The sequence below is a fragment of the Algoriphagus ornithinivorans genome (genome assembly GCF_900115305.1).
Lineage (GTDB): Bacteria > Bacteroidota > Bacteroidia > Cytophagales > Cyclobacteriaceae > Algoriphagus > Algoriphagus ornithinivorans.
Genome location: NZ_FOVW01000005.1, coordinates 21,118 through 43,467, shown reverse-complemented (window position 1 = coordinate 43,467; position 22,350 = coordinate 21,118). Strand labels below are relative to the sequence as shown.

Genomic DNA, 22,350 nt, shown 5'->3' with positions numbered 1-22,350 from the left:
ACTTACTCAAACCGTAATATGAAATTCGGATCGGGACAAATCTTTTGATAGTGTTCTAAATCTTTTTTCGAAGCTACCCCGGGAAAGTCACCCTGATTTCCCATCATATCCCACATCAGTTGAAAGTGTAAATGTGGAGGCCAATCCCCATTTTCAGGATAGGGACCCACGTGACAGAATGCCTCTCCTTTTTGTATTTCTTGACCTATTTGGAGGCCTTTTAAATCTATCATTGCTAAATGGCCATACAAACTGAAAAGCTGGGTGCCATCCAAGTCATGCTCTAAAATGATGGTAGGGCCATAATTCCCAAAACCTTCATTATCCTGGAAGCTGTGGATTTTTCCTGAATAGGGCGCGTAAATAGGCGCTCCTGCCTCAGTCCATATATCAATTCCCAAGTGGATATTTCTGAAATCAGCTTCATCCGTGGCAAATACCTCTGATCTGCGATAAATGGCCCGCTGTTCCATATATCCGCCTATTCCAAACTGCTTTCCTTTTGTTTTGAGTTGTTCAAACACAAATTGATCAAACTCAGAAGTGTCGCTTAGGTTCACATTTTCCAGAAGGGTATTAGCTGGACTAAAGTCCAGAGGAAGTGTATTATCTCTGTTTAGGGCTGTTCCCATTACAGGGAAAAAATCATATGCTTTCCAATTCATATCCGAAGAAAGCAGATTTTGGATTCACCTAAAAATAATCCTCTCAAAATCCTGATTTTTGGTTGAAGGTTCCTAATTTTCAATTATGAAAGAGCAAGAGTTTCCTACCCTCAATGATATCCGCCATGCCTTGGTCAAGATCAAAAATTTTGTCCATCGCACGCCTATATTAACATCCACTGCCATCAATGAAATTGCAGGATGTGAGATTTATTTCAAATGTGAAAATTTCCAGAAAGTAGGGGCTTTCAAAGCAAGAGGAGCTGCCAATGCTGTATTGAAATTAAAACCAGAGCAAAAATCCAAGGGAGTTGCTACTCACAGTAGCGGAAATCATGCAGCAGCTTTGGCCCGTGCAGCAAAAGTGGCGGGTATTCCAGCCTATATAGTCATGCCATCCAATGCTCCCGAAATCAAAAAAAAGGCGGTCAAAGGCTATGGAGGTGAGATAATTGAGTGCGAGCCAAATCTTCAAGCAAGAGAAACAACTCTGGAGAAGGTGGTTCAAGAGACAGGAGCCACTTTCATTCCACCTTATGATTTTATGGATGTTATTGAAGGACAGGCGACCTGTGCTTTGGAGTTTTTAGAGGACCAACCGGATTTGGAAATAATAATGGCTCCAGTTGGTGGAGGCGGCTTGTTGGGAGGTACAGCACTTTTAACCCATTATTGGGATGAGGAAATTATTATTTATGGAGCTGAGCCCAGTGGAGCAGATGATGCTTACAGATCTTTAAAAGCAGGACATATTATCCCTCAAACCAAACCGAATACCATTGCCGATGGCCTTTTGACCTCAGTAGGGGTATTGAATTTTGAGTTGATCAAGAAATATGTAAAGGATATTTTCCTAGCCACTGATCCACAGATTATCGAAGCAATGAGAATGATATATGAGCGCATGAAAATCGTAATAGAACCTTCATGCGCAGTACCTCTCGCTGCATTATTGGCCAATAAGGAAAAATTTGCAGGCAAAAAAGTAGGTATTATTCTTTCCGGTGGGAATGTGGATTTGGGGAAATTACCTTTTTGATCTTCAGCTTGACAAAAAAAGAAAGGGTAATTTACTATTGAAAAAAGTGTAAGTGATATTACCAGAGTCCTTCTTCTCTAAGAATAGGTCTGTTTTCTTTTGAACTTTTAAACGAAGCTTCGATCAGCTTTAGGACGCTGATGGTTTGAGGCACTTGAACTAATAGCTCTTTTTCTTTCAAAATCGCGTCAGCCACATTTTGATAAAAAATTCTATAGTCCCCTTTCAGAGTTGGATAGACTCTACTCTCATTTTCGAGATACAGGTTCCCCCAGCGTTCTTCTGGTTCCACCCCCCAGTCATTTCCTTCAGGGCGAATGTTTGCCTTGAATGCAGCTTCTTGAACATCCAATCCGAATTTTTGATAAGAGCCTTTTTCCCCAAGAAGGAGAAATTTGGGAGTGGGGGCATTGACTAAGACTCCTGCGGTCACCCGGGCTTTTTTATCTCCATAGTCTAGTGTGATATCAAAATAGTCATCTGCAACAGCGTGAGTTCTTTGTTTTCTGATATCTGCAAAAATACTTTTTGGCGCTCCAAAAGCTAGGACCACTTGGTCAATTAAATGCGAGCCTAAATCGTAGGTGATTCCATTTCCAGGAACTTCTTTTTCCCTCCAGTTTTCAGAAACTTGAGGTCTGAACCGATCAAAATGAGACTCTAAATACACGATTCTACCCAACAAATCTTGCTTCAATATTTCTTGAAGCGTTAGGAAATCTCCATCAAACCTACGGTTATGAAACACTGAGCAGATTAGGTTTTTATCTTTTGCAAGTTGCTGAAGTTCTTCCGCCTCATGAGAATAGATGGTAACAGGCTTATCGACCACTACATGTTTTCCGGCATTTAAGGCCATTTTGGCCATGGGAAAGTGAAATTCATTGGGAGTGGTAATGACAATTAGGTCTGCCCCATCCTGTTCTAGCAATGATTCCAAGCTCCTGTAAGTTTGAACCTTAGGATATTTTTGCTCACAGCGGTTGGAATTTCTTTCCACTACAGCTGCTAAATCTAAATCCGGGCATACATCGATTAGCGGGGCATGCATTTTTTCAGCAACGGAGCCGAATCCTACAATTGCAGTACGTATTGGGGAGAATAATTTCATCACAGGTTCATTTCGTGGGCTTTATTGACCAGTTCTACTCTCGAGCTTACCCCGAGTTTATTGTGGATGTTTTTTCTGTGTGTCTCTACCGTGCTTTGGCTTAGGCCTAATTCTTCAGCAATATCCTTATTGGTCAGACCTTCTTTGATTAATTTAATTATTTCAATTTCCCTTCTGGACAAGCGGTATTTATCTCTAAAGGAGTCAAAAAATGCATTGGGGCGCGCCTGCTCGATTACTCGATCAAAATTTAATACATGCCGCCCTTCATGGACTTCTCGGATGGTAAAGACCAGTTCATCTGGGTCAGCATCTTTCAGAACAAATCCGTCAGCCCCTTTATCTATGGATTCTTTATAGATTTTCTCCTCATCGTACATGGAAAGTACAATTACCTTGGTTTGAGAATTACCTTCCTTTACTGATGATAACACCCCAAAACCATTCAAAATGGGCATGTTGAGATCGGTAAGTACTACGTCGACTTTGCTAGTTTCCAAAAAGTCCACCAGTTCTTTTCCATTGCTAAAAAGTCCAAGTACTTCTAGGTCTTCGTGTTCCTCAAGAAGGCCTTCAATTCCTTTGGCAAATAAGGTATGGTCGTCTGCAATAGCTATACGAATCATGGTAGTCAGGGTGAAATCGAAGTTAAACCTAAAATATTAAACTGGCAAAAGGAGTTTTATTTCGGTGCCTTTTCCTGGGATAGACTGAAGATGGAATTTTCCTCCTATAGTTTCCATTCGCTTTTTTAGATTGGTCATTCCACTGCCGGTGGAAGCGATACTGGAATCAAAGCCTTTCCCATCATCTTTGATCTGGATGAATTTTTCGGTTCCTGAAGAGTCAAGAGTTATGGTAATAGTTTCAGGTGAAGCGTGTTTAATAGCATTGTTGAGGCATTCCTGAATCACACGGATCAAGATCATTTTTTGCTCTTTGCTAGGTTCCCAGTGGAGATGATTTGCAACAAATTCAGTCTTGCAATATCCCGATGCCTCAATTTTATCTAATTGCTCTTGAATAAACTCCTCCAAATTTAAATTTTCCACCCAGTCCAAATTCAAAGATTTAGAAAGGCTTCTGACCTCAGTGATAGTTTTTGAAATCAATTCTTTCCCCTCAGCCTGTCTTTCGGGTTTGGATGAGCCCAAATAAAGCTTAGAAAGTGAAAGCAATTGACCGATATTGTCATGTAATTCCCTTCCGATATGGTTAAGCGTTTCCTGTTGAATTTCGTTTTCAATATTCAACATAGTTTTTTCAAATTCGACCTTGAGCTGTTCTACCTTTTGCTTATTCTGAACTTGCCGCTGCCTGTGTAAAATTACCATCGCAACAACAAAAGTGGCCATCACAGCAGCCAGAAATACTCCTGAGAATAATATAAATAAGATTTGACTGTCTTCTCCGCCCATCAGATTTCCGAGTTTTTTAGAAAATTGTTTCTACCTAAATAAAAGAGGGTATTAAAGACTATCGATAGTAAAAAGTACAAAATCATAGATGTGTAATTAAACAGAAAATAAATATCTACCCGATTAAAAGCTAAATATTCAAATGCCACGTCTGCCAATAATGTTAAAGCTGATTGAAATAAGATCAAAGAGATGTACCAAAAAGGAAGGAACTGTACTGGATTAAGAGACAAAAAATAGTCTTCTGATATTAAATCCATGAAAAAGAATCCGCTGGCTATTATGAGAGTAATGTTGCTGATAAAATAAAAGATCGGTTGAGGTTCGTGAATTTTTTCGATTCCTGAAATTGTTAAAACAATACCTCCCAGGATTAGGATTCCAATTAAGAAGTGCACTATTTTTCTTCTGGTTGGATTTTTAAGGTTTACCCGGATTAGTAGTAAAAATAAAATTTTTGAAAGCAGGTAATTGAAAATATTGAATACCCAAGAGTTCCACCCCTTATACGGATCAGATGTCAATAGATAGTGAATCCTTTCATTTAAAGGCTTATTGACTATCATATTGACAGCTAAGATTTCATAAAAAACCACTAAAACTAAAATAAGAAATGGCAGATAGAATTGTGGTTTCGCTTTTTTCTGTCTTGGAAGAAAGATAAAAAGGATGACTCCGGTCAGTCCAAGAATGACGGTAGATACCAGATAGTAATTGGAGAGAATTCTTTCCCAAAGTGCCTGTATCACATCCAGAATTATTCACAAGTGGGAGGGCAACTAGCCCCCTTATTATAGTATTCCTCCTCCACGCCAGCATGAGTCAGCATTGTGCCCTCAGCGTTTGCAGGAGAGATGACAAGGTTTAGCCTCCCGATATAATCATCCGGATTGTCGGGATAAAGTTGTTGGGCTGTTTCCTCAGTGTATTCTGTAAAATAAATTCTGATACCGCCTTTGTCAGGATCTGTTTTTTGTAAGAGCTCTTCAATCGTCTTTCTGTCAAAAAAAATCCAATTGGTTTGATTATCTACATTTCTACTTGGACCCTGACCTTTTCCGCCCTTTCGGATTTCATCGTCATACTTTTTCTTCATCTGGTCAAAGTCCTTTTTGCTGATTTTCATAGATGGCTTCCGTTAGCTAATAGGTTTTTATAAAAGATTAATTGAGAAGATGAATATAGCTTATTTTAGGCCTCTGATAAAATAAAAAAGGAGCTGCTAAGCTCCTTTTTGTATGTGTGGTAATGGCTTTTATTCCATTCCCTTATCTCGCATTTTTTTGAACTCGTCGAATCGTCTAAATATGGCGACGGTGAATCCGATCAGCATGATAATGGAGCCAATCCAAAGTACATTGATGTAAGGCTTTACAATTGCCTTCATGACCACATAGTCTTTTTGATATTGATTGACCTTGAAAACAAATTTATTTTGTTCTGGAAGAATATTATCCAAAGTCACTTTGATACCTAATTCATTGTCCACCACCGGTAGTTTACCAACTTGATTGTTTCGGATGATAAAAGTTGGTTCCAGTATTTTCTCCACATCATAATCCAAAACCCGAAGCTTGGCTTTCACGGCTACATCACCTTCTTGAAGCGCGTATCCCTCGATTTGATTTAACACCTCTGCTCCGTCGAAATAGGTCACATAATCCGCAATGTGGAACTGTTCACCTGGAGAAACCTCATGAAACTGATCATCTTTCCACTCCGGATCTTCGTAGTCATTCATTGCAGCCACGTAGGTATACAAGTCACGATCAAAGTAAATTTTAGAGTCTGGAGAAGAAATCAAACCTCCCATGTTTTGATTGAATTGGGACATGGGGCTTAAGGAGAATTTTAAAACTTCATTTTGATAGTAGTCTATCTTGAAGTAGTCATTTTCTTCCAAAACCAGATTTACTTTATCGCCTTTCTTGATGAAATCTTTATAATCTTCCAGGGCAATAGCTTCATTCACATTCCCGGTTGATTCCAGAATCTTTGCAGGCACATATTCAGGAATACCCACCACTTTTTTCTGACGTCCCCGGTAGATTACTGTGTAGTCTTTCATCTGGGTTGGTTTGTTGATCCAAAGCAACACGTGCTCTTTATTCAACTCATCCTCCCAGCTATTGCTATAGGTAAGCCCAGACATATTGATGGAGATGGTATCTGAGTAACCTGAGCTGAACATGATACCAATCAAGATCATACCCAAGCCAATGTGTGCCAGAGATCCACCAGCCAATTTGAAGGTTGATTTTTTCAAAATTTTGGATAAAATCACCGCATTGGCTACAACGGTAAATGTTCCAGCCACTACAATTATCATATATTTCCAATCATAGACTTTAGCCAGTACGATTACCAATGCAGCTATGACTACCGAAATTATATAGGGTGTCAAAAGAGCGTCTTTCAACGCTTTTTTATCCATTTTTTGCCACCAGAAAAACTGGCCAACTGCCGTGAGCAATGCGATGGCCACTCCAAACCAAAGCTGGAATTTAGTATAGAACTCTACCTGGTCGGCAGGGGGCGCCATATTTGAAATCCCTCCAAAGCTTTCCACCAAGGCATTCCATGCAGGAATGGATGTAGGAAGGATTACTTGGAAGCCCATCAAGCCTAAGGTAGTGGCTCCAATAAAAACCCAAAATTCACGGGAGTATATGGATGCTTCCTTTTCAGAGGTAGGAATATGCTTCCATGCACGAATGGCTAGGAATACTGAAATGAATAAGAAGAAAAGCAGATAGATCAATAGTTGACCAGAAAGTCCCAAGTCAGTAAAGGAGTGAACAGACGCATCTCCTAAGACGCCTGACCTTACAAGGAAGGTGGCATACAGAACCAAAATAAAGGAAAGAATGACCAAGACTATGGAAGTCTTCAAAGCGGTCGCACTTTTCTTAAAAGTGATCATTGTGTGTATAGAGGCCACCAAGATCAACCATGGTACATATACTGCATTTTCAACAGGATCCCAATTCCAATATCCGCCAAAATTCAAGGTCACATATGCCCAATAGGCTCCCATGATGATTCCCATTCCCAAGACCATGGCAGAGAAAATTGCCCAAGGAAGAGCTGGACGAATCCATTCAGAATATCTTTTGGTTACCAATCCTCCAATCAGAAATGCAAATGGAACTAAAGTGGAAGCATAACCCAAGAAAAGTGTCGGAGGGTGAATGACCATCCAAATATTTTGCAATAAAGGATTAAGTCCTGTACCATCTTCCGGTATAAAGTCCGGATTCATCTCAAATATGGGTGCCTGCGTAGCGTCTCTTAGCAATATAAAAGGAGAGCTTCCCAATTTTAAATCTCCGATTACAACTCCCAAAATCATGGATACTAAGAAGGCCTGAACCAGAGAGAAGACAATCATTACCGGAGCTTCCCATTTCTTGTTGGTATGAATCAAGAATAGCCCAAGGACCACATTCCAGAAAATCCAAAGGATAAAAGCACCTTCTTGACCTTCCCAAAAACTGGAAATCATGTAGTGAACTGGAAGCGCTTTGCTGGAGTGTGAATATGCGTAGAAATATTCGAATCTATGATTGTAAATTATTTCAAAAAGTGAAAATGCAACCAAGACACTGGCTACAGCATGTACATAAAAGCTGATTCGACTGAATTTTTGCCAACTAGCTTTTTCAATCTCATTCGCTGAAAAATACTTGTAATAGGCAAATGCCGTAACCAATGAACTAACAAAGGCCACGATAGTCATCAAATGGCCTAAGTTGCCGATAAAGGTGTTAATCATGAATTTTTGGATCTATTGCTTTCTGCCTCACATTCCCGCCGCCTGCACTTCTGTTTCCTGATATTTGGAAGGACACTTCATCAGGATTTTGTCTGCGATAAATATCTCGTCATTCTTGTAAGAGCCAATCACTACTACCGATTCTGATCTTGTAAAATCAGCAGGCACTGGCTCGTTGTAGAACACTTCCTGTTCTGTTCCATCATTATCCACCAAAATAAAGGTAAAGGATGTTTTGTCATCTCTCACTTGAAGTCCCTCTACCTCACCAGATGGGTTCTTTTTCAATTGGCCAACTACGTGGATGGCTTTATCATTTCCATCCTGCTTCATTTCCAAAGCAGTATTGAAAGTTTCGTAGCTGCTCGCATCTCCTATTGAAGTCATGATAATCACAATGGCTATAGCGATGATGCCGATTCCGATGATATGTCCTTTTTTCATAATTTGACTTATTTGGTGGAAATGCTTTTTTCCAGTTTACTGATCTTTCTTTCCGTACTGATTAGATAAACAGTAATTCCTGCGAAAATGATCCCAATTATCCCAACCAGCACGTAGATTTTTCCATCAGCTCTAAGCTGATCAGCCATTTCCACGGAATTATTGGAATAATCCGATTCTGTCACAGGGATTTTTTCCTGTGCCATGACGGATAGGCTCAAAACCAAGAAGAATATTGTTAGTAATTTTTTCATCTATCAGGAATTAATCATTTTATCTTCCAAAGTTCTTTCCACTCTACGCATTCTCACGCGGACTGTTGCTATCCAAGCACCCAAAAGCGTCCAACCGATAATGGCCGGATAGAAAACCATCCTCAATTTAGAGTCAAGGTCATAGGCATTAAAGCCAGGATTTCCACCGTTTCCAGGATGCAGGCTATCGGTTAATCTTGGCAGTACAAAGATGAGGGGAATAAATGCTGCAAAAGCAAAGATGTTGTAAATGGCACCTATTCTTGCTCTTTGCTGCATATCAGTCAGAGAGTTTCTCAGAATTAAATAGGCAAAATACATCAAAAGGCCTATTGCAGATGCGTTTTGCTTGGGATCACCGCTCCAGTAATCTCCCCATGTAAATTTTGCCCAAAGCATACCCGTAACAATTCCAAGTACTCCGAAAAGAATCGCTGCATTGGTGAATTCAATCGCCATGTCATCGTGATTCAAATCATTGCTCCGTAGGTATTTGATACTGTAATACACAGATACCATCAACATAAGAATCATCCCAAACCACATCGTGACATGAAAATGCAATGCACGGATAGTTTCATTCAGAATTGGAAGTCTTGGAACGTCCATCAGTAAACCTGCCGTTAAGGTATAAATGAGCAGGGCAATGGCCAGGATTTTCCACCAGGATTGGCGCATAGGGTAATTTTTGCTTTTTCAAGCGCAAAAATAAGGCATAAGTTCCTGAAAACGTCGGATTTTCTCAGAAAAGACAAAAGGCCAAAGCTTATCTGCTCTGGCCTTTCGTTTATACTCTTAAAACCTTTATTCGTTAGGAGTCAAAGGATTACTTTTTCTTATCAATCCATCTGGCAATTCACCTTCGGTACTTGCCACAATGGTACAGACGGTAGCATCTCCCGTAACATTGACCACGGTTCGGAACATGTCCAAAATTCTATCCGGTGCTATGATCAAGGCGATACCTGCAGCCGGAACACCGATAGATTCCAAAACGATGATCAACATAATCAAACCAGCGCCAGGTACACCTGCCGAACCAATGGAAGCTAAGGTTGCTGTCAATACAATCATCAGCTGTTGAGTCAAAGATAAATCCATCCCTAAAGCCTGGGCGATAAATACTGCCGCAACCCCTTGGTAAAGGCTGGTTCCATCCATATTAACCGTAGCACCCAGAGGTAGAACAAAGCTGGATACTTCCTCAGAAACTCCGATTTCTTCCTCAACCTGCTTCATAGTCACCGGAAGGGTAGCAGAACTGGAGCTTGTAGAAAAAGCCAATAATTGAGCAGGTCTGATAGCTTTGAAGAAGTCCAAATATTTGACCTTAGTAAAGGCCATCAAGATCAAGGGATAAATCACCATGATCATCATGAGCAAACCTCCGACGACCACTAGACTATATTTCAATAAAGCCAAAAGTAATTCTATTGCAGAATCCGGATTATCTCCGGCGATTTCTACAATTAGAGATGCCATCAATGCAAAAACACCATAAGGTGCAATCATCATGATATAGTTCACGATTTGGATAATGACATCATTAAAGCCGTCGAAGAAGGCGATGACAGGATTTCCCTTTTCCTTAGGAATTTGAAGCAAGGCTATCCCTACAATAATTGCGAAAAAAACTACCTGAAGCATAGCTCCATTGTCGGTAGTTGCTAGGAAAAAGTTTTGTGGTACAATATCAACCAAAGGCTGCAAAGGACTTTGTTGCTGTAATTCTGCCGCAACTCCCACTTTGGAGCCTGCGTCTCCTTCGTAAAGCTGCATCAAACTTTCTCTAGTCTCTACTGGAAGACTTTTTCCTGGTTTGAAAATGTTTACCAAAATCAAACCAATACTGATAGCGATCACGGTTGTGACCAAGTATGTTCCTATGGTTTTTCCACCAATTCTGCTGAGTTTGGAGATGTCACCTAAGTTGGAAACGCCTACAATCAAAGAGGCCAAAACAAGAGGCACCGCGATCATTTTGAGCGCATTGATGAAAATAGTACCTATTGGTTTGATATAATCAATGGTGAAAGAATTAGGCAGGTTAGTTTTGATCACCACTAGACCGAAAACCAAGCCTAAAACCAAACCAATAATAATTTTTGTATGTAAAGGTATTTTCTTCCTCATGAGGCTGGGTTTAAAGATCTCGAAGTTTATTGGTTTTTGACAATAAAAGGTAATCAGCTATGACCAAAGCGGCCATTGCTTCCACGATTGGTACGGCTCTAGGCACTACACAAGGATCATGGCGTCCTTTTCCTGAAACGGTTACCTTTTCACCAGCCTCATTGATGGAGTCCTGATCTTGCATAATAGTGGCCACGGGTTTGAAGGCTACTTTAAAATAGATGTCCTCTCCGTTTGAAATTCCGCCTTGAATTCCGCCTGAGTGGTTGGTTAAGGTTTTGATTTGATCGCCTTCTTTTACAATTGCATCATTGTGCTGGGAGCCTCTCATTTTTACCCCTTCGAAACCGGAGCCAAACTCAAATCCTTTCACAGCATTGATACTAAGCATAGCTTTTCCGAGCTCTGCATGTAAGCGATCAAATACTGGTTCTCCCAATCCAGCCGGAGTATTTTTGATTACACAGCTGACAATACCGCCAATAGTATCACGGTCCTTCCTAACTGAATCGATCAATTCGATCATTTGATCAGCAGTTTCAGGGTCTGGACATCTCACAATATTTTCCTCAGCTTTGTGAAGATCCAATTCTTGATAAGGTTTCTTCAAAGCAAGATCTCCAACCTGAGATACAAAGGCTTGAACAGAAATTCCTTTTGTTGCTAATAGCTGTTTTGCTATGGCCCCGGCCGCTACTCGAGCTGCGGTTTCTCTAGCCGAACTACGGCCTCCACCCCGGTAATCCCGAAGCCCGTATTTTTCAAAATAGGTATAATCTGCGTGGGAAGGGCGAAATTTATCTGAGATATGAGAATAGTCCTTACTCTTTTGGTCGGCATTACGAATGACAATTCCAATCGGAGTTCCGGTAGTTTGTCCTTCAAAAATTCCGGAAAGGATTTCTATCTCGTCTTCTTCTTTTCTTTGTGTGGTAATTTTTGATTGGCCCGGTTTTCTTCGTTGCATTTCAGCCCGAATGAAATCTTCATCGATTTTTAAGCCTGCAGGACAACCTTCTATCGTTACTCCTAAAGCTACTCCATGGGATTCACCGAATGTGGTGATTTTGAAGAGCTTTCCAAATGAATTCCCCATTACTTCTTTCGAATAATTATAACCGCCAAAAAGACCACTGAAGCCAATAAAAGCAGGTTGATTGCGGTCGTAAAATAGTATTTATATCGCTCGTTTAAAAATTGGTTGTCTTCACTCCCAATTCTATCATAAATTCCTCCCAGTCTTTGACTGGAGATGGCTTGGTTTACTTTGCTCTCTCCCACTACTTTAATCTTTGCTGAAGGTCTGAGCGTATCATAAACTGCTCTTGCAGGATCAAAATAGATCCATTCAAAATGCTTGGCTAGATCTACCTCAGAAGCTTCATTGATGGTGATGTAATAGTTAAACTCTTTGATACCCGAAACTCTTCCATATCCCCGGTTGATTTGTTGTCTCACATTCGGGTCGTAGGTATTGAGATTACCTCCTGAGATTCTTCGAGGCTCTGAAATAGCGTTAATGTTTCCTACGCCGCTGATTCCAAAATTGTAATTGAAGCCTTCTCCGGTTTCTACTTCCAACTCAGTGATGTTTTCCCGTAATTGATATTGACCAACTGCCACCTCATTTCTCAAAGGATGTGGAGGCAAAGGTTTCACTGTGATAGTTTTTGGAGCAGAATAAAAGGTCTTAAAGTCTTCCTGTCTATTTGCTCCAAAAAAAGTAGGGTTCTTTGCGACTCTATATTTGATCATTTCCCAAGGGATACTCGGTATTTGAATTTTTCCTTCGGAGAAAGGGAAGAAAGTTGCCTCATAAACCTTGTACCTCACCCAGCGCTTATTGTTGATAGTGATTTGCTCTGGTTCGATATTGGAAATGTTGTAGTTTTCCTCCCAAGCATTGGATGGTTTGATTTTTTTCAAAACTCCATCCAATTGCTCTCCTGGCTTATAAAAATTAAATGGAGCTTGATTATTTTCAGACATGTAAAAAGCAAGCGTAAGAGAAAATCCCTCTCCCGCATATATTTCTTCCTTATCTACAGTTACAGAGAAAAAAGCCTCGTCGTCTAGCTCTATATATTCAGGTTCTTCGGCATTTCTTCCAAAAAACTCTGCAAAGGGGTCGTAATTGTTGCCTCCTAGGTTTTGGGCACTTACAGGATCCGTTACGGAGATAGTTTTGCCCGCGAAATCAAACTCTTTCCCGTTGATGGTAATGGAGAAAGAGGGAAGAGTAAACTCACCTTTTCTGGAGGGCTTATAATACTGAATAATACTATTGGAACTAGTCACCTGTCCGTTGATCACATTCATGGAGGATGATTGCGAAATTCCTTGTTTTTGGAAGCCCGGAATTTCAGGGAATTGATCGTAGGACTTGATTTTTTCGTTGGCTACGTTTATTTTAATGGTGAAAGTTTCATTCAGTCCTATCTGGTTTGGGCCTAATTCCACCTCTACTTCCTGCGCAAGGAGGTTTTGAGAGAAAAAGGTACAGCAAAATACCAAAAAGGAAATGATGAGCGTTTTAGACATAGTTGCGAAATTAAGGATAATTCCATTTTTGGAACCCTAATTTTACGTAACAATGAAGGAAAAGCCTTCGTATGGATACTTAAAATCAGTTAATAAACCCTAAACTCTTTAAACTATGATAGAATATGTGAAGACCATTTTGCAAAAAGTCAGCTTCTCAACCTATTTGTTTGAAAGGGAACTGCGAAAGGGCCTTCGACTTATTTTACCAACTGAAGTCGAGGAATTTAAGAACTGGTGCTATGAGATGTTTGGTAAAGTTCACCAATCAATTCTAAATCGGTATTTTCAACCTGCGATCTAAAAACAACAAGCCCCGATCAATTTGACCGGGGCTCTTTTTTGGTTGGTGGTTAAAAAATGAAATTAATCTTTGCTGGCAAAATCGGGATAGGCTCTCATGCCATGCTCATTGATATCCAGTCCTTCTACTTCTTCTTTTTCATCTACCCGAATACCAATAGTTTTTTTCATGGAATAGAAAATAATTCCTGCGAAAAGCACACAGAAAAATCCTACAGCTCCTACTCCTATTAGTTGGGATACAAACTGACTCCAGCCTGCCAAATCTCCAAAGATTCCGACAGCCAATGTTCCCCAAATACCTCCGACTAAGTGCACGGAAATAGCTCCCACTGGATCGTCCACTTTGATTTTATCAAACAGGACTACGCCAAAGACTACCAATCCACCACCTATAAAACCGATGATGACTGATTCATTCAAACTCATTTGATCTGCCCCGGCGGTGATTCCCACTAGTCCAGCCAAGATACCGTTGAGTACCATGGTGATATCATAGGATTTGAATTTGATGTAGGAAACAAGCAAAGCTCCAAAAGCTCCTGCAGCAGCAGCCATAGAAGTAGTCACAAATACTTTGGAAACGGCTCCCGGGTCTGCGCTCAAAACGGATCCCCCGTTGAAGCCAAACCAGCCAAACCAAAGTAAGAAGACACCAAAGGTTGCAAGTGGCAAATTATGACCTGGAATAGCACTCATTCCTCTTTCGGTGTATTTGCCGATTCTAGGACCTAATAAGAAGGCTCCTATGAGGGCACCCCAGCCACCCACTGAGTGAACAATCGTAGATCCTGCAAAATCATAAAATGGAGTATCCAAAGTATTCAAAAATCCTCCTCCCCATTTCCACATTCCTACAATTGGATAGCAAATGGCCACGTAGAGAATAGAAAAGAAAATAAATGGTCCTAGCTTGATGCGCTCAGCAACAGCTCCGGACACTATCGTAGCAGCTGTGGCTGCAAACATTGCCTGAAAGATAAAATCTGTAAAGAAAGTATAGCCTTCATTATAATTAGAAGTATCCCAACCTTCAGGAAGGTCGAGACCAAAACCGGCGAAGCCAAAAACAGCTCCTTCGAATCCTGCTCCCGGATACATCAAGTTAAACCCAACCAGTGCATAGGTTAAAAGCCCTATTGCAGGGATAATGGTGTTTTTAAATAGGATGTTGACGGTATTTTTTGCTCTTGTCAGTCCGGCCTCCAGACTAGCAAAGCCCAAGTGCATAATGAAGACCAAAATGGTGGCCATCATCATCCACAGGTTGTTGACGGTAAATAATTCTTGCATAGGTTTGAATAGGTTCGGTGATTATTAAAGCGCTTTTTCGCCTTGATCGTTATTTCTTATTCTGTAAGCTTCCAATACATCGAAAACAAAGATTTTTCCGTCTCCGATTTCTCCTGTTTTACCTTCTTTCAGAATGCATTGAATGACTGATTCTACCAGATCATCTGTAGTGACGATTTCCAATTTCGTTCTTGGAATGTATGCGGGTTCATAGGCGACTCCGCGGTACATTTCCTGCCGGGCGTGTTCGAAGCCCATTCCCTTGATTTCATAGAAGGAGAGAAATTTCACTCCCAAACCGGAAATACAGGCATGAATTTGCTCAAAGCGTGAAGTCCGGATAATCGCTTCTATTTTTTTCATTTTTTCAATGAGTTTAAAGGTTTGTTGAGAATTCGGCATGAAAGTACTTTAAATTTTACATGAAAATCAAAAATGGGTTAAAAAAATATCTTGATTTTGAAAAATTCGCCTCTCAATTTGATAATTATGGGTGTTGAATGGCCCTTATTTGAAAAAATATATGTTTAAAAATAAAATTCTGGATGATTTTTAAACCTGTCAAGATCCAATTTAGAATTTCATTTACTTGTTGCAGTGGGCAATTCAATTAATTTTGCACACGTTTTTAACAGATACACAGAGGAATGACTCAAAAACCAACTTTAGTAGTATTAGCTGCTGGTATGGGCAGTAGATATGGAGGGAATAAGCAGATTGACGGTTTCGGCCCTAATGGAGAAACCATTTTAGAATATTCCATTTTTGATGCCATCCGGGCAGGATTCGGAAAAGTCGTATTTATCGTGAGGCAAGAGATTTTGGATGTTGCCAAAGAAAAGTTTCTTCCGAAGCTTCAAGGTAAAATTGAAGTCGATTGGGTTATACAGTCTTTGGATAGCTTTGTGCCTGCGGAATTGAAACAAGCGGATAGGGTAAAGCCATTTGGAACGGCGCATGCAGTATTATGTGCAAAGGATGCAGTTAAGGAGCCCTTTGCTGTGATCAATGCAGATGATTTTTACGGAAAGGAAGCTTTCGAAGAGATCGGAAAGTTTTTGTCAAAAGATGCTCGTCCTGATTTACATGCCATGGTAGGCTATGCCATTCAAAATGTGCTTTCAGAAAATGGAACTGTAAGCCGGGGAGTTTGCGAAACGAATGAGAAAGGGCAATTGATAGGAATGACCGAACGAACTTCAATCGCTCGTGAAGGAGGAAAAATTCTCAGCAAAGGAGAAGGTGAGGTGCTAGAAATTGCTGAAAATACTCCTGTCAGCATGAACTTCTGGGGATTTCATCCGGATGTTTTTGCAGATGTAGAGCAAATGTGGAAGGATTTTCTTCCTGCAAATAAGGAAAATCTCAAGTCGGAATTCTATATTCCTACAGTAGCTAATAATCTGATCCAGTCCGGTAAGGCTGCTTTTGAAATTTTACCTGGAGGTAAAACTTGGTTTGGAGTGACCTACACAGAAGATAAACCCGTAGTCATTGAGGCCTTAAAATCATTACATGATTCTGGAGAATATCCAGCTGAATTGTGGAAATAAATGAAAAGAGGCTTAGGCCTCTTTTTTATTTCTTTCTGGGGATTTTGGTATTTAATTACTTTCTAAAAAGGTGCATTGACCTGCATTGCAGGTATTAAAAATTAAACCTCTAGGAGTATAAGATCTAATTCCTTTATCTTAGAAAATCCTTGGTCTGCGGTGATTAACGGTATTCCCATTGATAAGGATGAAGCGGCAATTATAGAGTCTGGAAGCCGCAGGTTATACTTTTTCCTAAGGTCAATGGTCCATTCCTTAATTTTTAAATTCCATTCTGTAAGAAAACAATCATTGATAAGTGCCTTTATCTTTAATTCTTCCGGCTTGGATATTCCTTTAAATCCAAGTAATTCAACTTCAGTGACAAACGAGATTGCAAAATCGAATTCCAAGAAGGGTTTGGCAATATTGTTTCCTTCGAGTAGATAAATTAAAAAATTGGTGTCAGCAAAAAAATCAATCTTCATTCTCTCTTATTTCCATTTGATAATCAAGACCATCCAATTTTCTTTTTAGCTTTCCAAAGTGCTTTTGGAGCTTACCGGACTGAGCCTTTTGATCCTTTTTCTCTTTAAGAATCTTCTTTAAATCATCCTTGTTTTTTTTGTTTATAGTAATTGTCATTTCTTTCATTTTTATGTATCAATATTAAAAAATAAGACTCTTTATAAAGGTAATTATTATATCGAAAATCTCCCATTTTAAGTTCGTTTCAATGACTGACTTGGCCATTTTCAACCCCAAAGAAAAACACCTCCGAATCCAGCTCGGTCAAAATTGCCTGTGAGCGTTCGGGTCTTGCATCTGTCAGAAAAATCTGCCCAAAGGTATGTTTGGAAATCAATTGCATCATTTGGGCAATTCGGGTATCGTCCAGTTTGTCAAAAATATCATCCAATAAGAGTAGAGGCTTCTCCCCCTTAGCGCTTTCAAAAATTTGAAACTGGGCTAATTTCAGAGCAATAATAAAGGATTTCTGTTGCCCTTGGCTTCCGATTTTTCGGATAGGATGCTCTCCGATCAGGAAATTGTAATCATCCTTGTGAATTCCTGCATTGGAATTCTTGGTTATAAAATCCTTTTTCCGAATGCCTTGAAAGTAGCTTGCAAAATCCTCTCGAAGCGCCTCTGTCTCATAGATAATGGTAACCTTCTCCTGTCCTTGTGAAATTTCAGCGTAATGTGCCTGAAGCCTAGGAGCCACCTCGTCCATCAATTCTGCTCTGCGCTTAGCCAAAACCTGACTTAACCGAATCATCTCCTCATCATAACTTCCCAAAAGAGTCAAATCTCTTCTTCCTGTTTCAGCAAATTTTTTCAAAAGGGCATTCCGCTGTTTTAAAAAATGATGATACCGGATCAGTTGATTCAAATAGTTTCTATCCAATTGCGATAACAAGCCATCAAAGAATTTTCTTCTTCCCTCACTTCCACCTTTGATCAATTCTGTATCATCTGGTGCAATCAGCACCAATGGGATTAACCCTACATGCTCAGAAGTTTTGTCTAATGCCTTTGCGTTTTGCCAAATCTGTTTCTTTTTTCCTAATTCAAAAGTACATCTGACCTCCAGCGGTTTTTGATCCAGTTCAAATTGACCCTTGATCGCAAAAAAATCTTTGTCATGCTGCACATTCAAGGTATCACTGGATTGCACTGCGCTTTTGGTGAGCGATAGGTAGTGGATTCCGTCCAGAATGTTGGTTTTTCCACTTCCATTTAGCCCAGTAAAGCAGTTAATCTGCGTGCTAAAGTCCATTCGGGTCTTCTCATGATTTTTGAATTGTAAGAGTTCCAGGGACTTTAGATACATCTGTTTGGGTAATTATTTTAGCGGCAGCCTGATTTTTAGGAGAGGTTGGTTATATTTGGGGCCTAAAATAGCATATTTTGATCATTACGATATGGCAAAGAAAACTGCAGCGACCAAGTCAAAGGTAAAATATTCGAAAGAAACTTATACGTTCTGGTACGAGAGCATGCTCTTGATGAGACGATTTGAGGAGAAAGCCGGACAACTTTATGGTCAACAAAAAATACGCGGGTTCTGTCACCTTTACATAGGTCAGGAGGCTTGCGCCGCCGGAGCTATCACAGCTTTGGAGAAAGATGATAAGTGGATCACAGCTTACAGAGATCACGCACACCCACTAGGTTTGGGTACTGATCCAGGCGCTGTGATGGCAGAATTATATGGAAAAGCAACAGGAACAACCAAAGGTAAAGGAGGTTCTATGCACATTTTCGATAAGGAAAGAAATTTCATGGGAGGTCATGGGATCGTAGGTGCTCAAGTACCTATGGGTCTGGGAATCGGCTTCGCTGAAAAATATAAAGGCACCAAAAACCTATGTATTTGTCATATGGGTGATGGAGCGGTTCGTCAGGGTGCTGTGCATGAAGCCTTCAACTTGGCCATGCTTTATAAGACTCCGGTGATCTTTGTGATCGAAAACAACGGATATGCAATGGGTACTTCAGTTGCCCGTACTTCCAATGTTACCGAACTATATCAAATCGGAGAGTCTTATGATATGCCTGCATTCCCGGTTGATGGAATGAATGTAGAAGCTATCCATGAAGCGGTGGCTGAGGCAGCCGAAAGAGCCAGAAAAGGTGATGGACCAACTTTGTTGGAATTCAGAACTTATAGATACAAAGGTCACTCCATGTCCGATCCTCAGAAATACAGAACCAAAGAAGAGGTAGAGGACTACAAGAAAAAAGATCCTATCGAGCAAGTATTGAAGACGATTAAGGACAACAATATCCTAAGCGACGAAGAGATCGAAAAAATCAATGCAAAAGTGAAAAAGCAAGTGACTGAAGCTGTGAAATTTGCAGAAGAGTCACCATGGCCTGATGGTCAGGATGCTTTCAAAGATGTCTACGTACAGGAGGACTATCCTTTTGTAATGGAATAATTCATATCCAAAGCTCAGAAAGCCATGAAAACTAGGTGGATTCATGGCTTTTTTATTGGGCTTTGTGTAATTCATAAAAAACGTATATTTGCGCCTGAAAAATCAGTAACATGGCAAAGAAATTATCCAAAAAAGCACAGGAAGAGCAAAACGAATTGCTAGAAAACCCAGAAGTTTTAGCAGAAACGCTTGGTCGAGGTGAAGCTTTTTTGAAGAAAAATAGCAAAATATTAGGTGGCGTTTTGATCGCTGCCATCATTTTGATCGGAGGAATTCTTTTCTTCCAGATCAATAATGCAAACCAAAATGAGAAAGCTCAGGAAGAAATGTTCCAAGCGGTATATTTCTATGAACAAGATAGTATTGAGTTTGCCTTGAATGGAGACGGGATTAATCCTGGATTCCTCCAGATTGTAGAAGAGTATCCTCGTACTGATGCAGCCAATTTGGCTAATTTCTATATCGGGTCTATTTACCTTTCTGAAAGAAACTTCACTGACGCAATCAATTATCTGGAAGATTTCTCTGCGGATGATTTCTTGGTTCAATCTAAAGCTTATGCTCTTTTAGGAGACGCATACTTGGAAACAGGTAACCTAGATAAGGCTATTTCCAATTACAAGAAAGCTGCAAGCAGCGAAGAAAATAAATACTTTACTCCTAAGTATTTATTCAAATTGGCTGTAGCCTATGAAGAAGCAGGAAAGACTCAAGAAGCTATTGCAACTTATGGAGAGATCGAAGAGAAATATTTCGAGTCTTATGAGTATGCTGCTGCACGAAAACACAAAGCTCGCTTAGAAGGCCTTGCCGCTAAGTAATGCTGAATACTAGCACCAATTAGAAGAGTAAGGTCCTTGGGATCTTACTCTTTTTTTGTTTACCACATTTCAAAAAATTAACCTCAGATGGCAACATCATTAAAAAGTTTAAGTGAGCATAGCTCCAAGAATATCCAGGATATCAGCAGCAAAAAATTTGCAATCATTGTTTCGGAGTGGAATGAAGATGTGACGGAAGCATTGTATTCCGGCGCTTATCAAACATTGCTACAGCATGGAGCAAAGAAAGAGCATATCATTCGCAAAAATGTGCCAGGCTCTTTTGAACTGACATTAGGAGCTCAATGGTGTGCTCAGGATGAAAGTATAGATGCAGTAATTTGCTTGGGTTGTGTGATCCAAGGAGAGACCAAGCATTTTGACTTTATCTGTGATGCTGTTGCCCATGGAATTACCAATGTTGGCTTGAAATATAACAAGCCGGTAATTTTTGGGGTTTTAACTCCAAACAATCAACAGCAGGCCATGGATCGGGCAGGTGGAAAGCATGGAAACAAAGGAGATGAAGCGGCAATCACCGCGATCAAAATGCTTGGTTTTTAAAGAGAACTAGCAGTAAAAGAATAGACTCTCGAGTCCTATTTTCAAGCTTTACCTATTATAACAAACCTATTATTCATCCTTGAATCTATTGTGGAAATTGCTTGATTATAAACAAGCGAAAAGCAGCAGACTTCAGGGTAATCTAAAAGACAAACTCTACCAATGAAAGTAATGAAATTCGGGGGAACCTCTGTAGGAAAGCCCGAGCGTATGCATCAGGTGAAAGACCTGGTAACCCGTGGAGATGAACCCACAATCGTTGTATTATCAGCTTTGTCTGGAACTACCAATGCCCTTGTAGGGATAGGAGAGGCTTTGGCTGATGCTGATAGAATATTGGCAAAGGAGAGAATCGATGCTCTTCATGCTCACTATATGGATTTTTATCCTCAGCTTTTAAAAACTGAAAAAGGCAGAGCAAAGGCTGAAGATATCATCAAAGAACATTTTGAGTTTTTGAATATTATTTTGAAAATCTCCTTTAACGAGGCGATTAATAGAGATATTCTGGCTCAGGGAGAATTGCTATCCACAAAGTTGTTTTATACACTTTTGGAAGAACTCGAAATTCCTGCGGTATTTTTAATTGCCTTGGATTTCATGAGTATTGATGAAAATTCCGAGCCTGAACTGGGAAAAATCTCAGAGAAACTTAAAGCAATTTTAGCTCAGCATCCAGAACAAAAATTATTTGTTACCCAGGGTTATATCTGTAAAAACCACAGAAATGAAGTAGACAATTTGAAGCGTGGAGGTTCTGATTACACGGCTTCACTCGTGGCTGCAGCGATCAATGCCTCAGTTTGTGAGATTTGGACAGATATTGACGGGATGCATAATAATGATCCCCGTATTGTGAACAGAACTAGGCCTATCGCTGAGCTATCTTTCGATGAAGCGGCAGAGTTGGCCTATTTCGGTGCTAAAATCCTCCATCCTGCTTCTATTTGGCCGGCTCAGCAATACAATGTGCCTGTCAGACTCTTGAATACCATGGATCCTGAAGCCCATGGCACTTTGATCAAAGCCGGAGTTGAAGCAAAGGGCGTCAAAGCGATTGCTGCCAAAGATGGAATTACTGCCATCAAAATCAAATCCAGCAGGATGCTTTTAGCATACGGGTTCTTGAGGAGAGTATTTGAGATTTTCGAAAAATATAAGACCCCTATCGATATGATCACCACTTCCGAAGTGGCAGTGTCAGTGACTATTGATGACCTTACTCACCTGAAACAAATCTTAAAGGAGTTGGAGGTGTTGGGTTCTGTGGAAGTGGACGAAAATCAATCCATCATATGTATTGTAGGTAATATGGTTTCTGAAACCAGAGGTGCAGTAAAATCAGTGATGGATAGCTTGGTTGATTTTCCTATCCGTATGGTTTCTTATGGAGGTAGCCGACACAATGTCTCCTTATTGATTGACTCGAAGTTTAAAAAAGATGCCCTTCAAAACTTAAATGAGGGCGTGTTTACCTGGTAATAATTGAAAGGCGAGGAAATTTTTCTCGCC

23 protein-coding genes are annotated in these 22,350 nt (G+C 40.1%); 6 read left to right on the top strand and 17 right to left on the bottom strand.

Annotated features, from left to right (window positions below; all coding sequences use genetic code 11):
* Positions 1 to 2: 2 nt before the first annotated feature.
* Entirely contained in the window at positions 3 to 665 is a 663-nt protein-coding gene (locus BM073_RS08385) for a peptidoglycan DD-metalloendopeptidase family protein (RefSeq protein WP_091653176.1), read from the bottom strand.
* Positions 666 to 750: 85 nt separating this feature from the next.
* Between BM073_RS08385 and BM073_RS08380 the strand changes: the two genes are divergently transcribed.
* Positions 751 to 1,704, top strand: a complete 954-nt coding sequence (locus BM073_RS08380) for a pyridoxal-phosphate dependent enzyme (protein ID WP_091653174.1) — start codon at positions 751 to 753, stop codon at positions 1,702 to 1,704.
* A 58-nt stretch (positions 1,705 to 1,762) separates the two neighbouring features.
* Here BM073_RS08380 and BM073_RS08375 read toward each other — a convergent pair whose 3' ends face one another.
* The 13 genes from BM073_RS08375 to BM073_RS08305 form a co-directional block, all read right to left on the bottom strand.
* Entirely contained in the window at positions 1,763 to 2,815 is a 1,053-nt protein-coding gene (locus BM073_RS08375; RefSeq protein ID WP_091653171.1) for an oxidoreductase, read from the bottom strand.
* Positions 2,815 to 3,441: a response regulator gene (locus BM073_RS08370; RefSeq protein WP_091653168.1), complete on the bottom strand. Its 627-nt coding sequence runs from the start codon at positions 3,439 to 3,441 to the stop codon at positions 2,815 to 2,817. The genes BM073_RS08375 and BM073_RS08370 overlap by 1 nt, the downstream gene beginning before the upstream one ends.
* Positions 3,442 to 3,477: 36 nt before the next feature.
* Positions 3,478 to 4,233, bottom strand: coding sequence for a sensor histidine kinase (locus BM073_RS08365; RefSeq protein WP_091653165.1), 756 nt, complete (start codon positions 4,231 to 4,233; stop codon positions 3,478 to 3,480).
* 757 nt (positions 4,234 to 4,990) lie between these two features.
* Complete coding sequence (locus BM073_RS08355) at positions 4,991 to 5,359, bottom strand: hypothetical protein (RefSeq protein ID WP_091653160.1); 369 nt, start codon at positions 5,357 to 5,359, stop codon at positions 4,991 to 4,993.
* A gap of 129 nt (positions 5,360 to 5,488) precedes the next feature.
* Positions 5,489 to 8,008 carry a cytochrome c biogenesis protein CcsA gene (gene ccsA / locus BM073_RS08350; RefSeq protein WP_091653157.1) on the bottom strand — a complete coding sequence of 840 codons (2,520 nt, stop codon included), beginning with the start codon at positions 8,006 to 8,008 and terminating at the stop codon, positions 5,489 to 5,491.
* A gap of 27 nt (positions 8,009 to 8,035) precedes the next feature.
* On the bottom strand, positions 8,036 to 8,452 hold the full coding sequence (locus BM073_RS08345; RefSeq protein WP_091653155.1) for a cytochrome c maturation protein CcmE domain-containing protein: 417 nt from the start codon (positions 8,450 to 8,452) through the stop codon (positions 8,036 to 8,038).
* 8 nt (positions 8,453 to 8,460) lie between these two features.
* Positions 8,461 to 8,706, bottom strand: coding sequence for a CcmD family protein (locus tag BM073_RS08340; protein ID WP_175557875.1), 246 nt, complete (start codon positions 8,704 to 8,706; stop codon positions 8,461 to 8,463).
* A 3-nt stretch (positions 8,707 to 8,709) separates the two neighbouring features.
* Positions 8,710 to 9,384 (bottom strand): cytochrome c biogenesis protein CcsA, encoded by a 675-nt coding sequence (gene ccsA / locus BM073_RS08335; RefSeq protein ID WP_091653152.1) that lies wholly within the window; start codon positions 9,382 to 9,384, stop codon positions 8,710 to 8,712.
* A gap of 126 nt (positions 9,385 to 9,510) precedes the next feature.
* On the bottom strand, positions 9,511 to 10,839 hold the full coding sequence (locus tag BM073_RS08330) for a dicarboxylate/amino acid:cation symporter (protein WP_091653150.1): 1,329 nt from the start codon (positions 10,837 to 10,839) through the stop codon (positions 9,511 to 9,513).
* 10 nt (positions 10,840 to 10,849) lie between these two features.
* Positions 10,850 to 11,935, bottom strand: a complete 1,086-nt coding sequence (gene aroC / locus BM073_RS08325; RefSeq protein WP_091653147.1) for a chorismate synthase — start codon at positions 11,933 to 11,935, stop codon at positions 10,850 to 10,852.
* A complete protein-coding gene (locus BM073_RS08320; RefSeq protein WP_091653144.1) occupies positions 11,935 to 13,380 on the bottom strand; it encodes a BatD family protein in 1,446 nt (481 codons plus the stop codon). Before BM073_RS08320 ends, aroC begins: the two co-directional genes overlap by 1 nt.
* 366 nt (positions 13,381 to 13,746) lie before the next feature.
* Entirely contained in the window at positions 13,747 to 14,976 is a 1,230-nt protein-coding gene (locus tag BM073_RS08310; RefSeq protein ID WP_091653140.1) for an ammonium transporter, read from the bottom strand.
* 24 nt (positions 14,977 to 15,000) lie between these two features.
* Complete coding sequence (locus BM073_RS08305) at positions 15,001 to 15,339, bottom strand: P-II family nitrogen regulator (RefSeq protein WP_091653723.1); 339 nt, start codon at positions 15,337 to 15,339, stop codon at positions 15,001 to 15,003.
* Positions 15,340 to 15,623: 284 nt separating this feature from the next.
* Here BM073_RS08305 and BM073_RS08300 point away from each other — a divergent pair, with 284 nt between their 5' ends.
* The gene (locus BM073_RS08300; protein WP_091653137.1) at positions 15,624 to 16,529 is read left to right on the top strand and encodes a nucleotidyltransferase family protein; all 906 of its coding nucleotides are present in this window, start codon (positions 15,624 to 15,626) and stop codon (positions 16,527 to 16,529) included.
* A gap of 101 nt (positions 16,530 to 16,630) precedes the next feature.
* Here BM073_RS08300 and BM073_RS08295 read toward each other — a convergent pair whose 3' ends face one another.
* The 3 genes from BM073_RS08295 to recF form a co-directional block, all read right to left on the bottom strand.
* Positions 16,631 to 16,996 (bottom strand): PIN domain-containing protein, encoded by a 366-nt coding sequence (locus BM073_RS08295; protein ID WP_091653135.1) that lies wholly within the window; start codon positions 16,994 to 16,996, stop codon positions 16,631 to 16,633.
* Entirely contained in the window at positions 16,986 to 17,153 is a 168-nt protein-coding gene (locus BM073_RS18055) for a hypothetical protein (protein WP_175557874.1), read from the bottom strand. Before BM073_RS18055 ends, BM073_RS08295 begins: the two co-directional genes overlap by 11 nt.
* Before the next feature lie 88 nt (positions 17,154 to 17,241).
* Positions 17,242 to 18,342, bottom strand: a complete 1,101-nt coding sequence (gene recF, locus BM073_RS08290) for a DNA replication/repair protein RecF (RefSeq protein ID WP_091653132.1) — start codon at positions 18,340 to 18,342, stop codon at positions 17,242 to 17,244.
* Positions 18,343 to 18,433: 91 nt separating this feature from the next.
* On the opposite strand from recF, the gene pdhA reads away from it, so the two are divergent.
* The 4 genes from pdhA to BM073_RS08270 all read left to right on the top strand — a co-directional run bounded on the left by pdhA (position 18,434) and on the right by BM073_RS08270 (position 22,320).
* On the top strand, positions 18,434 to 19,453 hold the full coding sequence (gene pdhA, locus BM073_RS08285) for a pyruvate dehydrogenase (acetyl-transferring) E1 component subunit alpha (RefSeq protein WP_091653128.1): 1,020 nt from the start codon (positions 18,434 to 18,436) through the stop codon (positions 19,451 to 19,453).
* A gap of 110 nt (positions 19,454 to 19,563) precedes the next feature.
* Positions 19,564 to 20,274 (top strand): tetratricopeptide repeat protein, encoded by a 711-nt coding sequence (locus tag BM073_RS08280; RefSeq protein ID WP_091653125.1) that lies wholly within the window; start codon positions 19,564 to 19,566, stop codon positions 20,272 to 20,274.
* A gap of 87 nt (positions 20,275 to 20,361) precedes the next feature.
* Positions 20,362 to 20,838: a 6,7-dimethyl-8-ribityllumazine synthase gene (gene ribH / locus BM073_RS08275; RefSeq protein WP_091653123.1), complete on the top strand. Its 477-nt coding sequence runs from the start codon at positions 20,362 to 20,364 to the stop codon at positions 20,836 to 20,838.
* A 162-nt stretch (positions 20,839 to 21,000) separates the two neighbouring features.
* Positions 21,001 to 22,320: an aspartate kinase gene (locus tag BM073_RS08270; RefSeq protein ID WP_091653120.1), complete on the top strand. Its 1,320-nt coding sequence runs from the start codon at positions 21,001 to 21,003 to the stop codon at positions 22,318 to 22,320.
* The last annotated feature ends 30 nt before the right edge of the window (positions 22,321 to 22,350 follow it).